The 12,454-nt window shown below is 61.1% G+C and carries 13 protein-coding genes; 4 read left to right on the top strand and 9 right to left on the bottom strand.

Going from position 1 to position 12,454, the window contains the following annotated elements; translation table 11 throughout:
* Nucleotides 1-18 precede the first annotated feature (18 nt).
* The 4 genes from ACX36O_RS06050 (at nt 19) to ppk2 (ending at nt 5,584) form a co-directional block, all read left to right on the top strand.
* Complete coding sequence (locus tag ACX36O_RS06050) at nt 19-1,683, top strand: DUF4384 domain-containing protein (RefSeq protein ID WP_371686392.1); 1,665 nt, start codon at nt 19-21, stop codon at nt 1,681-1,683.
* A 26-nt stretch (nt 1,684-1,709) separates the two neighbouring features.
* Nucleotides 1,710-2,786 (top strand): tetratricopeptide repeat protein, encoded by a 1,077-nt coding sequence (locus ACX36O_RS06045; protein WP_371686391.1) that lies wholly within the window; start codon nt 1,710-1,712, stop codon nt 2,784-2,786.
* A gap of 217 nt (nt 2,787-3,003) precedes the next feature.
* Complete coding sequence (argA, locus tag ACX36O_RS06040) at nt 3,004-4,353, top strand: amino-acid N-acetyltransferase (protein ID WP_213360495.1); 1,350 nt, start codon at nt 3,004-3,006, stop codon at nt 4,351-4,353.
* A gap of 79 nt (nt 4,354-4,432) precedes the next feature.
* A complete protein-coding gene (gene ppk2 / locus ACX36O_RS06035; RefSeq protein WP_371686390.1) occupies nt 4,433-5,584 on the top strand; it encodes a polyphosphate kinase 2 in 1,152 nt (383 codons plus the stop codon).
* An 87-nt stretch (nt 5,585-5,671) separates the two neighbouring features.
* Here ppk2 and ACX36O_RS06030 read toward each other — a convergent pair whose 3' ends face one another.
* The 9 genes from ACX36O_RS06030 to ACX36O_RS05990 all read right to left on the bottom strand — a co-directional run bounded on the left by ACX36O_RS06030 (nt 5,672) and on the right by ACX36O_RS05990 (nt 12,427).
* Nucleotides 5,672-6,184: a disulfide bond formation protein B gene (locus tag ACX36O_RS06030; protein ID WP_371686421.1), complete on the bottom strand. Its 513-nt coding sequence runs from the start codon at nt 6,182-6,184 to the stop codon at nt 5,672-5,674.
* A 254-nt stretch (nt 6,185-6,438) separates the two neighbouring features.
* The gene (locus tag ACX36O_RS06025) at nt 6,439-6,756 is read right to left on the bottom strand and encodes a phage head closure protein (RefSeq protein ID WP_488360202.1); all 318 of its coding nucleotides are present in this window, start codon (nt 6,754-6,756) and stop codon (nt 6,439-6,441) included.
* Between the two features lie 2 nt (nt 6,757-6,758).
* Nucleotides 6,759-7,031 (bottom strand): head-tail connector protein, encoded by a 273-nt coding sequence (locus ACX36O_RS06020; protein ID WP_488360201.1) that lies wholly within the window; start codon nt 7,029-7,031, stop codon nt 6,759-6,761.
* 191 nt (nt 7,032-7,222) lie between these two features.
* Entirely contained in the window at nt 7,223-8,719 is a 1,497-nt protein-coding gene (locus ACX36O_RS06015) for a terminase large subunit (protein WP_488360200.1), read from the bottom strand.
* Nucleotides 8,719-9,123, bottom strand: coding sequence for a terminase (locus tag ACX36O_RS06010; protein WP_488360199.1), 405 nt, complete (start codon nt 9,121-9,123; stop codon nt 8,719-8,721). The genes ACX36O_RS06015 and ACX36O_RS06010 overlap by 1 nt, the downstream gene beginning before the upstream one ends.
* A gap of 5 nt (nt 9,124-9,128) precedes the next feature.
* Nucleotides 9,129-9,416, bottom strand: a complete 288-nt coding sequence (locus ACX36O_RS06005; RefSeq protein WP_488360233.1) for an HNH endonuclease signature motif containing protein — start codon at nt 9,414-9,416, stop codon at nt 9,129-9,131.
* An 83-nt stretch (nt 9,417-9,499) separates the two neighbouring features.
* Nucleotides 9,500-10,663, bottom strand: a complete 1,164-nt coding sequence (locus ACX36O_RS06000; RefSeq protein ID WP_488360198.1) for a phage portal protein — start codon at nt 10,661-10,663, stop codon at nt 9,500-9,502.
* The gene (locus ACX36O_RS05995; RefSeq protein ID WP_488360197.1) at nt 10,660-11,178 is read right to left on the bottom strand and encodes an HK97 family phage prohead protease; all 519 of its coding nucleotides are present in this window, start codon (nt 11,176-11,178) and stop codon (nt 10,660-10,662) included. Before ACX36O_RS05995 ends, ACX36O_RS06000 begins: the two co-directional genes overlap by 4 nt.
* Nucleotides 11,179-11,188: 10 nt before the next feature.
* On the bottom strand, nt 11,189-12,427 hold the full coding sequence (locus ACX36O_RS05990) for a phage major capsid protein (RefSeq protein WP_488360196.1): 1,239 nt from the start codon (nt 12,425-12,427) through the stop codon (nt 11,189-11,191).
* Nucleotides 12,428-12,454: the final 27 nt, after the last annotated feature.

The following is a 12,454-nucleotide window of genomic DNA, read 5'->3' as shown; positions in this document are numbered from 1 at the left end:
CAGCCCCGAAAGTCAGTCATGCCGATTCAGATCCAGAAAGCAATTTCTTCCCATTTGCCGCGCCTGGCTGGCACGCGCCCGTCCTTCCGGCGTTTTCTTGTTCCTGCACTGACGACACTGCTCGCCACAGGCTGCAGCCTGCCCATCAATCCGGCACGGGATGCCGAGTTCCAGTCCTACGCCAGCATGTCATCCCGACCGGTCACCCGCCCGGTCCGGTCAATTTCGAGCTTCTCCGACTCGCTAATGTGCATGGACAAGCTGTTCCAGGAGGCGCGGGTCCCCACGACCCTGATCAGCAGCAAGTCTATCCCCGACTACTCCACACGAGTGCCCGTCGCCACCAAGGAAATGATCATCACTGCGCTGTCGCAGATGTCGCGCCTGAGCAATGCCTTCCGCTATGTGGACTTCGAGGTGGACATAGCACGCCAAGACACCGTCCAGAACCTGACCACCATCCTGCTGAACAACAACCAGATGCAGTTGCAACGACCGGCACTGTACGTGTCGGGCGCAATGTCCTTTGTCGACCAGAACGTCATCAACAACCGCATGCAGCTGGGCACTTCGGCCACCCGCTTTGAAAGCGGCATGGGTTCCAATCGCAGTGCCACCGTGGTGGGCCTGGAATTGCACCTGGGAGATTTCAAATCCCGCACCATTATTCCCGGACTCGACTCCGCGAATGAAGTCATCATTGGAAACGGCGGACAAGGCCTGGATCTTTCCGGTCGGATCGGCAAGTATGGATGGGATTTCAATGTCGGTCGCGACTATGCGCTGGGTACAGGCGCCGCAGTACGTACCCTGGTCGAACTGGCCATGATCGAACTGACAGGCAAATGGGCGCGCGTGCCCTACTGGCAATGCCTGACACTGGAACAAACCCACCCTGCCTTCCAGCGACAGCTGCGCGAATGGTATGAATCCAGCGATCCACTGACGCGCCAGCGACTGATACAGCGCTCCCTCATCGCCCAGGGCTATCTTCCCCGTAGCGAGGCCCTGCTGCTCGCCAATAGCCCCATTCTGCGCGACGCAGTCGCTAGGTTTCAGGCAGATCAGGGTATTGTGGTCAATGGCATCATCGACTACACCACTTATGACCGCGTCCTGCGCAACTTCGTGAAGCTGGATGGGGATGGCAACTTCGAGCGCATCGGGTGGCAAAACACCAAGGCTGACAAACGTGATGCCGGCAGTCCTCTCCCAGAAGCTTCCGCCCCCCTGAAAATCGACTTGCAGATCGAAAACCCGGTCATTGACAAGACACAGTTCTATTCCGGCACCCCGCTATTCTTGTCGGTACGCCTGTCTCGGGCCTCGCACCTTTCGTGCTACCACGCCAGCCCGCAGGGGAACGTAATTCGCCTGCTTCCCAACATGTCGAATCCTGCGTCCTTGGTATCGGCCAACCAGACCATCCGCATTCCCGACTGGATGTCGCCCAATCCGCCGTTCGTACTGGATACGGGCGCCCCTGGCACTGAATCTGCGATCTGCCTGGCCACCAGCGAAGATCCCATGAAGAAGCTGCCGGCGCCCTACCAGGTTCCCGCCCTGACGCTGGTCCAAGGCGCCAGCGGCGTCGAAGGCGTGCGCCAGCAATTCGAGCAGGCATTCGGCAAAGAGGCAGTCGCATCCAGGACGCTGAAGTGGCAAGTCCTGCCCAAGCCTTGATACGAACCACAAGACCTCTGTCGAGCATGTCCAAACTGTCCACTCTGACTCGCCACGGCAAGTCTGCAACTTCCGCTGTCATCCTGCTGTTCACCTTGGGCGGTAATGGTGCAGCGTGTGCACAAGGCATGGACAAGCCCTTCCCCGGCGCTGGCCCGACTGCCTCTACCAGCCTGACGATCCCCGACCCGGCATTCGAGCAGGAAATATCCCGCCTGAAGTGGGAAGTGAATGGATCACCCCGTGGAAGCGCTTCCGCTGCCGATGCGGCTTGGCTGCTGGGCCTCATCTACCTGCATGGTGCAGGCACGCGCGCAGACCTTCCGCAAGCCTTCGACTGGTTCGCCCGCTCACTGGATCTGGGCGGGCAAGGCTGGGCACATGCCGGGCTTGCATGGTGTCACATGGAGGCCTGCAACGGAGAGAAGAACCTCGAGGCTGCATCCGGGCATATCACGGAACTCAGGCATACGCATCCAGGCCGAGCCGATTACCTTGCCTGGCTGCTTAGCACCCGCCATGGTACGGCCTTCCGTAGCAGTGACACTGCCAGTTCCAGGCAACTGCTGCGACGTGCGGCACGCTCCGGCGATGTACAGGCAGAAATCGAACTAGGCTTGCGTGCGGCAACCAGCAACAATCTGCCAAAGGCCTCCGGATATGTCCGGCAGGACGCCCCGCACGCAGCATCCGCCCAAGCCGACATCCGCATTGTCCAGCAACCGGATAGCACGAGACAAGGACGCTACCCGGATGCCAACAGTCCGGCGGAGGACATTTACCGTGCGGCCCGCGCCAACCATCGTGGCGACGGTCGACCCAGAAATTTCACGGAAGCCATACGGCTCTATCGGCTGGCCAGCGCCAAGGGGAACCTCCCGGCAAGGAGGATGCTGGAACTGATCTACTCCCGTCCGAACAGTGCGGGTGGTGTCGACATTGGCTGGATGTCGCAACTTGCCAACGTCAACCTGGCCCCAGCGTCGCCCTTCATCGACGGTTCGCCAGCTCCCGACGCACGCCGCCTGCAACGCGACCCCACCCCGTTGTTCGACCTGTTACCTCCCCAATGGCAGAAGCGCGTACCTCTGGCAGGCCCCTGACAACTCCGGGAAACTCCTCATATCACCAAAGTTGACAACACAGGCTGCATCAGGGCAACACTTGCGTAACTAATTCACATGCCGGAGCACGCAAGACCTTTTACCCCGAAAGGAAAAGGCGGACAATCGGGGCATGGCAGTCGCGCGCGCGAAATATATTCCCGCAAGCGACCTGCAAGCTCCTGCAAGAATCGAACAAGAAATCCCCTGCCCTCCGATGTCCGGCGTCTTCAACTTCACCTTTGTTCCCTGGTTCCGTTCCGTTGCGCCCTACATCCACATGCACCGTGGCAAGACGATCGTGATCGGGGTGCCTGGCGAGGCCATTGCTGCCGGCAAACTCGGCAACATCGCGCAGGATCTGGCACTTATCCAGAGCATGGGCGTGCAGATCGTGCTGGTGCACGGCTTCCGTCCGCAGGTGAACGAACAGCTCCGCGCCAAGGGCTACGAACCCCATTTCTACAAGGGCACCCGCGTCACCGACAGCGTGGCGCTGGACTGCGCGCTCGAGGCCGCCGGCCAGCTGCGCTACGAAGTCGAAGCCGCCTTCAGCCAGGGCCTGCCCAACACGCCCATGGCCGGCGCTACCGTACGCATCATTTCGGGCAACTTCCTCACGGCACGCCCGGTCGGCATCGTCGACGGCATCGATTACCAGCACTCAGGCCTCGTGCGCAAGGTCGACGCCACCGCCATCCAGACCATGCTCGATGGCGGCGCCATGGTACTGCTGTCTCCGCTGGGTTTTTCGCCCACGGGCGAAGCCTTCAACCTCACCATGGAGAACGTGGCCACCGAAGTCGCCAGCGAACTCCATGCCGACAAGCTGATCTTCCTGACGGACAACGGCGGCATCCGCCTGCGCCCGCTCGATCCCCCGGCGGACGACAACCCCATTGACACCGAACTGCCCCTGGCCTACGCCGAAGAGCTGCTGGCGCAGTTGCCGCCGGCCGAAAAGCCGTCCGACATGGGCTTTCATCTGCAGTACTGCGTCACTGCCTGCAAGAACGGCGTGGAACGCAGCCACATCGTGCCCTATCTGGTCGATGGCTCCATCCTGCTTGAAATCTACACGCACGATGGCATCGGCAGCATGGTGGTCGACGAAAAGCTCGAAAGCCTGCGCGAAGCCACCATCGAGGACGTGGGCGGCATCCTGCAGCTGATCGAGCCCTTCGAGAAGGACGGCACCCTGGTCAAGCGCAGCCGCACCGAAATCGAGCGCGATGCCGACCACTACACCATCATCGAGCACGACGGCGTGATCTTCGGCTGCGCCGCGCTCTATCCCTACCCCGAAGACGGCACCGGCGAAATGGCCTCGGTCACCGTCAGCCCGCAAGTGCAGGGCCAGGGCGACGGCGACAAGCTGCTGCGCCGCATCGAGCAGCGCGCCCGCGCAATGGGCCTGAAAAGCATTTTCGTCCTCACCACCCGCACCATGCACTGGTTCATCAAGCGCGGCTTCACCGTGGTTGATCCGACCTGGCTTCCGGAAGCCCGCAAGCGCAAGTACAACTGGGACCGCAAGAGCCTGGTGCTGGTGAAGAAGCTGCAGTAAGCCACGCATCCCGCGGCAGGCAATTGCTGCCGTGCCCGTGGCCCGTATCGAATGTCAATCTGAAAAAGGAGTTTCCCGCATGGTGACCCGCAAAACCACCCCCATCTCCCTCAAGGATCCCACACGTCTGGTGCGTTCCGGTGACGTGGTGATCGGCAAGAGTGCTGTCGAGAACATCGACAAGGTCGCCACGCATGATGCCTCCATGTCCGCCATGACGCGCCGCAGTGTTGCCATCGAGCAGATCCTGGAAAAGGCCGAGGACAAGCTCGAGGCCATGCAGACGCTGCTGTCCCGCGCCTCAAAGGACGAGGTCGAAGCCCTCAAGCGCATGCTGGCCATCGACAGCTCCGTGGTACGCCAGAACGTCTCTGCCGACGAGGAGCTGGCTCCCGACTGGCGCAAGGGCGGCTACCCCTACAAGAACCTGATGAGCCGCAAGAACTACGAGAAGCAGAAGTACTCGCTTCAGGTAGAACTGCTCAAGCTGCAGGCCTGGGTCAAGGAAACCGGCGCGCGCGTCGTGATCGTGTTCGAAGGCCGCGATGCAGCCGGCAAGGGCGGCACCATCAAACGCTTCATGGAACACCTGAACCCGCGCGGCGCGCGCGTGGTAGCCCTGGAAAAGCCGACCGACGAGGAACGCGGCCAGTGGTACTTCCAGCGCTACGTGAAGAACCTGCCCACGCACGGGGAAATCGTGCTGTTCGACCGTTCCTGGTACAACCGTTCCGGCGTCGAGCGCGTGATGGGTTTCTGCACCGATGAGGAATACCGCGAATTCATGCTGCAGGCCCCGCTGTTCGAGCGCATGCTCACCCGCAGCGGCGTGTTCCTGTTCAAGTTCTGGTTCTCCGTCAGCCGCGACGAACAGCGCCGCCGCTTCAAGGAGCGCGAGCTGCACCCGCTCAAGCAGTGGAAACTCAGCCCAATCGACAAGGCCTCGCTCGACAAGTGGGACGACTACACCCGCGCCAAGGAAGCCATGTTCTTCGAAACCGACACCGTGGACGCCCCCTGGACCGTCATCAAGTCCGACTGCAAGAAGCGCGCCCGCCTCAACGCCATGCGCTACGTGCTGAACAAGGTGCCCTACGCCAACAAGGCTCTGGACAACATCGGCACGCTCGACACCCTGCTGGTCGGTCGCGCCAACAACATCTACGAAACGGGCGAGCGCCCCATGGGTGAAGTGCGCAACGCCTTCGAACTGCTGGCCAAGAACAAGTAAGCGCCGGTCCGGCAAGAGGCTGGCATGGTCGGCCTCCTGAAACAGCAAGGCCACTGGATTTCCAGAGGCCTTGCCTTATTGTGCCTGTTACTTTGCCGCACATTGCCTGCGCATGCGCAGCAGCCAGCCGATGCCGATCACGATCAGGGCCACAAAGCCCACGAAAGACCAGTTGGCGATCGTGCCGCCGAGAAAAGTCCAGTCCACCGCCGTGCAATCACCGCTGCCGGCAAAGATCTTGGGCAGCGCCTGACTCAGCGGCATCTGCTCGATCATGCCGTAGAAGTCGCGGCCGCAACTGTAGAACTCGGGCGGATACCACTGCAGCCAGGACTGGCGCGCCGCCACAAACGCCCCCGCAGCCGCCACCGGCACGATCAGAAGATAACTCGCCGCATGCCAGCGGCACCCCTTGCCCGCCCAGCCGGCCAGCGCCAGCAGCAGCACCAGAATATACAGGTAGCGCTGCACGATGCACATCGGACATGGCGTGAGTCCACCGTTGTATTGCAGGTTCAGCCCAAACGCCAGCATGCCCGCAACCGCAACAGCAATCCAGGCCAGAGTACGTCGCGGCGTGTCGAAGAACAGGGAAATCAGCGCTTGCATGGGGCCACCTGCAGAAAATTGGCCGCCCGGAGAGACTCGAATTCTTCCGGTATGCCATTGAATACAAAGGGATTTTTCGCGGTGACTTTTGCCGTTTGCCCCCACTTGTTCCCCTATACCCACTTGTTCCCCCATTTGATTTTCAAAACGGGCAAAAAAGGTGGGAAATTGACGCCATTATGCGACAGGTTGGGGGCAAATCTGGACTCACACCGCCCTGCTCTACCCCACCAGCAATTGCAGGATCACCCCACCCGCTTGCACAGCAATTCCAGCACCCGCCTCTGACTGGCTCGCTCGATCACCGTCTTGATTTCCAGTGTCTTGCCGCGATGCGTCAGCCGATCAGCAGCAGTAATGCCAGGCTGATAGCGCAGGATCACGCGCACGTCAGTCAGTGCGGCCACAGCGTCACCGGCAATGATTTCCTTGCCGCTCAAAGGCAGCACAGCAGCCCAGAACGTGCCCACCGTCACCCATTCGCTAACAGTAGCGCCATAGGCATCTTCGGTTTCCGTGAATCGCTCCAGCGTCACGCGTTGATCCAGCGTACCGGCTTCCATGCTCACACCCCCATCAGCCGATAGGGAGACAGCAGGCGCTCAAACGTTTTGTTTTGCACCAGCGGGCGTTCTGCCTGTTCTTCCCGATGCTCGTACAGATCGCCCACACGCAGCAGGATTGCGGCCTCTACAGGCGCGGGAATGGGATCAGGCAGGGATTGCCCCAGGTAGTCGGCTACAGACGCTGTAGCGGCGTCCAGATAGCTTTGCAGCAGCGTATCCTCATCACTGGATTCGATGCGCAGATGGTCTTTCACGGCAAATAGATCAGGCATGGCAGGCTTTCATGGTTGATTGCTGGCTGAATAGGTGCCGGTCGCCGGGTCATCACTCCCGCACCGGCTCTTGCAGAAGTCGAAAGGAGCGGGTTCATGCAAACCCATAAACCCTTCCGCAAGCCCCGACACTGGCAAACGCGCCTAACCCGTGTGTCGGAACGGGTCGAACGGACAGCACGCTGTCACGCTCAAACATAGAAAACCTCACAGGTAGCCATCTCGGCCACCTCAGAGCGTGCGGCAAGGCCCATCGCCATTGCCAGGGCTTGCATACCGTCAATGCGTCCAGTAGCGCGGGCCTTGTCCAGCTTGCGGCTTCCGGCAGGGTCTTTCGTCACCACGGCGTTTGCAGCACACATCGTCAGCACCGGATGCCCACCATGCGCCACACGGCCATTCAGCAATTCGGCCTCGAGGGCGTCCAGCGCAGGGGTCATGTCGCGGAATCCCTGCCCCCACTCGATCAGCGGCAAGTCCAGGCCGATGGCGTCTAGCTCGCGTTGCAGCAGATCAATGCGCCAGCGGTCGAAGGCAATCCCTTGAACATCCAGCTCACCGAGAATCTCGGCCATGTCACGCGCCACAAACGAATAGTCAATGGATGCACCCGGAGTCGTGCGCAGGTAGCCTTGCCGCTCCCACACGTCATAGGGACAACGATCACGCTTTGCACGATCCTGCAAGCCCTTCTCTGGCGTCCAGAAGTGCGGTTGCACGTGCCACACCTCACCCTCGCGCCAGATCAGCACCAGCGCCGTTAAATCAGTGCGTGCAGACAAGTCCAGGCCAGCGAAAACCGGGCCTTCTGGCGTGCCTACAGGCCCACTACAGGCCTTCCACACGTCCGGGCTGATGAACGGTGATTCAGTCGATACACGCTGATTCAGCAGCAGATTTCGGGCCGTGTTTTCCATGGATGGCATACGCTGTGCCTGCTTCATCTGCTCGGATAGATCCTTCTCGCTGCGGAACAGGCCCAATGCAGGGTTTGCAGCTCGCCATGCCGATTCATCCAGCAGCTCGCAGCCTTCAGGGGCCGCGTAGACGTGACTGACGATGTGCGGATCGTTGCTGCTTGCAGCATCGTCCAGCCACACGGAAAACAGATCAGCATCGTTTGCCGCTTGCGTCGATATTGCAATCAGTAGTGGAGAATCATGCGCCCCTTGACTGGTGACAATGGCGTCAATGAAGTCTGACTGTGGGCCACGTACCTGCCCCACTTCGTCCAGGATGGCGAGTACAGGGGACAGGCCGTGTGCCGTCTTGCCATCAGCAGCCAGTGCCCGAAACTCCACGTTAAGCGGCAGGCCGATCAGGCGTTTGCCACTCGGGACAATGCGCACCAGATCGGATAGCGTCGGGGATAGCTGCACCATCTTGCTGGCCAGATTGAACACTAGCGCAGCTTGATCCCGCGACATGGCACCGGACACAATCTGACTGTTCTGCACCGCCTCCGGCCCCACCAGATGCGCCAGCAGAAGGCCAGCAATAAGCCCAGATTTGCCGTTCTTGCGGGCGATGCTCAAATAGGCGCGGCGGGTTCCGTGCGGGTTGTCGTACAGCTCCCGGATGAACACCTTCTGAAAGTCGGCCAGCTTGAGCGGTTCGCCTACGTGTGCACCTTCAGGCGTCACGCAGTACCGTTCGATAAACCGGATGACTTTCTCAGATCGTGTCATCACACCACCTTCAGGCGGGGAATCAGATCATCATGCGCTTGGCTTCTGGCTTCACGCTCGAGCATGGCGGCGTTGATTTGATCCTCAGCCCTTCCAGTCGCACCCGGATGCACGAAGCACGCCCTTGCAAGCGCCATGGACAGCCGAGTCAGCTTTGCATGTTCGTCGCCACCCACATCAGCCGATTGCAGCGCATATTGCGTGCGGGCAAGGTTCGCAGCATTCACCAGGTCGTTCGGCGTCCAGGCATCACGCGGTCTGGATGTGATAATCGCCTCCCAGAAGGGTTTGCAATGCTCGGGAAGGGTGACGTACCCGGGCGGCTCCAGCGTCGCACAGGCGGCGTTCTGGTGCGCTTGCAGGGCAGCTTTAGCACTATCGGAGCGTGGGCGGCGGGATTTCATGGGTTTTAACTTCGGTTTGCATTAAAACAAGGGAATCCACTCGGTACATGGGACTCAGTTGCTGGCGATTTTTCATGCTTTCGTTCTACTAGCTGGCTCACCATCTGCGCCCACGGATGGCGCGGGTCTAGCGGCATCCCATCAGCATCACAGCCCCAATTGACACGCTTGCCCATGTCACCGGCAGTCTTGCGGGAATGGCACTCATGACACAGCCCTTGCAGGTTGTCGCGCTCGTTGTTGTTCCCGTCGTTGTCGATGTGGTCAACGTCAGTAGCAGGCACCCCACACATGCGGCACAGCGGTTCCTCCGACAGCACCCGCTCACGCAGCAGGCGCCACGCCTTCCTGTTCAGCGGCAGTAGGCGTGGCTTCTTCACGGCTTCACCCCAGGCGGCGGGCTAGATGGCTTGAACTTGGGCAAGTTCTCCAGCTTGCGGGCTTCGTCAATCGTCAGCCATCCCGATGCAATGCCCGCGGCATAGAAGTCTGCCCGGTTGACTGCATCACCCCGTAGAAGTCCTTCCACCGAATGTTCTGCAAAGTAGATGCGGCGTCCTGCATCCGTCAGCAGCTTGTGGCTAATGGCCTGCTCCCACATCACCAGATGGCGGCGCAGTGTCAGGGTCGCAAACTGGCGGCCCAGCTCCACGGCGTTACTGTAGTTGCCATGCCTCAAGTCACCGATCACTGTCGGCGGCACACGGAACAAGCGTGCGATTTCCTCAACGGAGAACTGTCTGGCGGCGATCCATTCGGCATCTTCCAGCGTCATGCTGATGGCCTGGTATTCCATGCCGCCTTCCAGCACCGGCACTTTCCCGGCATTCGCTGCACCGGCGTATTGGCTGCTCCAGCTCGTTTTCAGCGCCTGGCGCTGGTCAGGCTTCAGGACACCGGGGGCCTTCAACACACCGGAAAGCCGGGTACCGTTGTTGAAGGCTGCATTGCCATGGTCGCGCTCGGCCATCGCCAGTTGCACCACTTCACGGGCGGCAGCAATCGGACTCACACCCATCACACCATCGTCACCAATCCGGTGACGCAGGTGCAGGACTTCACCGGCCAGCAGGCGGGTTACCTTGCCGTCCTTCGTCGTGTAGTCATAGGCCAGCTTTCCGGCCACGTCCAGGACTTGCACACGGTCGGGAGACAGCGGAATGAGTTGCCGTACCTGCCCATCCGCTCCCGTCACGATCTTGGCAAAGGAGTTGCCGCGCAGCAGGACACAAGCCTGCATCCATTCCCTAAACTCGAGAGCCGTTTGCTGCTCGTTGGCCTGCTCGTGCAGGACACGGTACAGCGGATGATCCGATGCCCGTTCACGGTCGTCACCATTGCGGCGGTACAAGATCAACGGCAGGGATGCCGTAGTCTCGGAGATGGCCTGCACGCAGGAATAGACAGCCGAGATGCTTTGTGCGGTACTCGGGTTCACCGGGCCACTGCGCAGCGCGGCAAAGTCCGTCCAATACGAATCACCGCCCACTGCCTGATTGGTGGAGCGGCGCTCAAACAGTCCCTTGATGCGCTTCATCATTTGCAAGTCTCCAGCCACTGGCGGGCAGTCGGGTTATGGATTTCCTGACGATGGCGAAGGCTCACCGTAGTTTCGGGATAGGCGGGCCAGGCCTGCACCACAGTGACTTCGTGCAGCTCTACTTCGCGCAGCTCGCGGGTATTGCCCGTCCAGACTTCATCCTGTGCGACAAAACCGAAGCTCATCCCACCCAGATCACCACGCGCAGCCAGGGCGGCCAGATCGCGGCCTGTGGTTGTGTCGGGCAGCGTCAGGGTGAAGGCCAGGCCGTGCGAGTCCTCATGCAGCGCCAGCGTGCCGCTACTGGTGCGGCCCAGCACGGCACGGGCGTCGTGGTCGGCCAGCGCCAGAACATCGCGGCCACTCTCCAGGCTCTTGGTAAAGGCACCGGGCGCGATGCGCTCGATGAAGTCGCCCACCTTCGTTTCGGAGTTGAACACGGCGGCATAGCCGGTCAGCGTGCGGCCACTGGCCTGAAGGCCGGTAGCCGTGCGGCGTTCGATGTTCTGGCTCATGGCTTACCCCTTACAGGCCCAGGTCGTCAGCCACAACGAACGCCTTGGGATGGCGCACCACGGCATCCATGCTGTGCATGATTCGCAGTTGAACGTCGCCCTTCTCGTAGTAGCCGGCGGCATAGGGGTTCGCCAGCACTTCGGTTGCTCCCCACTCACCGATCACCATTTGCGAGAAGTCGCCAGCAATCACGCGGCCCGTGTTGGGGGTGCCGGTCTTGGCGTCCAGTTGGTTGGTCACGTAGGCGGGCAGGCCAGCCACGCGGCCACCTTGCATCAGGTACTCGCTACCTGCCGTGGCGTCCTTGAGCGTGGTTTGCAGCTTCGTCGCGGCCTTGGCATGGGTCACGATGGCATTTGGCGAGATGTTCTCCAGGCCCAGTTTCTCCAGCATGCCGACGATGGCGGCCCATGTCAGAGTCGCCAGGGATGCGGTCTGGATGCCGGTCACGTTCAGGATGCCCACCGGCTGTTTGGCGGCTGCGGTGCCATGCAGCAAGGCTTTGTCCACGGCCAGGCCCACCACGGCGGTGATGTCGTCCCGCAGTAGCTGTTCAATGCTCGGGTTTGACTGCAACGCCAGTTGTCGGCTGAAGGCAGTCAACGCGCCCACGGTCTTGGGCTCCAACTTGATGGTGCTGTACGTGGTGGCGCTCTCGGTCAAGCCGTCGCCCTCGCTGATCCAATGGGCGGTCGCTGCGCCCGTGGCCTTGGGGAGCACAGTATCACCGCGCAGGCCGGTCAGCACGCGAGCGCCCAGTTGGCGAACGATCATGCTGTTGCGCAGCAGGCCAATGAATTGATCGGCGCGGTAGTCGTCGGGCACTACGGCAGAAGCGCCGGTCGTGGTCATCGTGGCGCGCTTCTCGAAAATGGATGTGGGCACGAGGATGCCGCCGCTACGGGCTTCGATGCCCTGGCGCTTGGCCTCGGCTTGGAACTCAGCCAATGCACCCGTGGCGGCGCGGTTCTCGATCTGGCAGCGGATGGCGTCCAGCACGTTGACCTGGCCTTCCATGTCCTGGCGCGGCTTGTCCACCGGCGCACCGATGGCGCGGCGCTCGGCTTCAGCCAGGAATGCGGCGCGGGCTTCGTCCTGCTCGATGCGCTGGATTTCAGCCTTCAGGCCGTCGAAGGCTTTCTGTTCGTCGCCGGTCATGGCGCGTTTCTCGGCGTCGGCCTTGTCCACCAGGGCGCGGGCTTCGGCCAGCTTCAGAGCGCGTTGCTCTTTCAGATCGTTCAGTTTCATACAGGGTCTTTCAAAAGGTTGTCGGTA

This window comes from Brachymonas sp. KE5 (genome assembly GCF_057773645.1).
The sequence above is the reverse complement of the archived record's forward strand: the minus strand, read 5'-3'. Positions and strand labels throughout refer to the sequence as shown.

Bases quoted from the DNA above. Each gene is read 5' to 3' on its own strand.
- ACX36O_RS05995 (WP_488360197.1), bottom strand. From the start codon at position 11,178: ATGAGCCAGAACATCGAACGCCGCACGGCTACCGGCCTTCAGGCCAGT.
- ACX36O_RS06025 (WP_488360202.1), bottom strand. From the start codon at position 6,756: ATGGAAGCCGGTACGCTGGATCAACGCGTGACGCTGGAGCGATTCACG.
- ACX36O_RS06010 (WP_488360199.1), bottom strand. From the start codon at position 9,123: ATGAAATCCCGCCGCCCACGCTCCGATAGTGCTAAAGCTGCCCTGCAA.
- ACX36O_RS06000 (WP_488360198.1), bottom strand. From the start codon at position 10,663: ATGATGAAGCGCATCAAGGGACTGTTTGAGCGCCGCTCCACCAATCAG.
- ppk2 (WP_371686390.1), top strand. From the start codon at position 4,433: ATGGTGACCCGCAAAACCACCCCCATCTCCCTCAAGGATCCCACACGT.
- ACX36O_RS06045 (WP_371686391.1), top strand. From the start codon at position 1,710: ATGTCCAAACTGTCCACTCTGACTCGCCACGGCAAGTCTGCAACTTCC.
- ACX36O_RS06015 (WP_488360200.1), bottom strand. From the start codon at position 8,719: ATGACACGATCTGAGAAAGTCATCCGGTTTATCGAACGGTACTGCGTG.
- ACX36O_RS06020 (WP_488360201.1), bottom strand. From the start codon at position 7,031: ATGCCTGATCTATTTGCCGTGAAAGACCATCTGCGCATCGAATCCAGT.
- ACX36O_RS06050 (WP_371686392.1), top strand. From the start codon at position 19: ATGCCGATTCAGATCCAGAAAGCAATTTCTTCCCATTTGCCGCGCCTG.
- ACX36O_RS06005 (WP_488360233.1), bottom strand. From the start codon at position 9,416: ATGTGTGGGGTGCCTGCTACTGACGTTGACCACATCGACAACGACGGG.
- ACX36O_RS05990 (WP_488360196.1), bottom strand. From the start codon at position 12,427: ATGAAACTGAACGATCTGAAAGAGCAACGCGCTCTGAAGCTGGCCGAA.
- argA (WP_213360495.1), top strand. From the start codon at position 3,004: ATGTCCGGCGTCTTCAACTTCACCTTTGTTCCCTGGTTCCGTTCCGTT.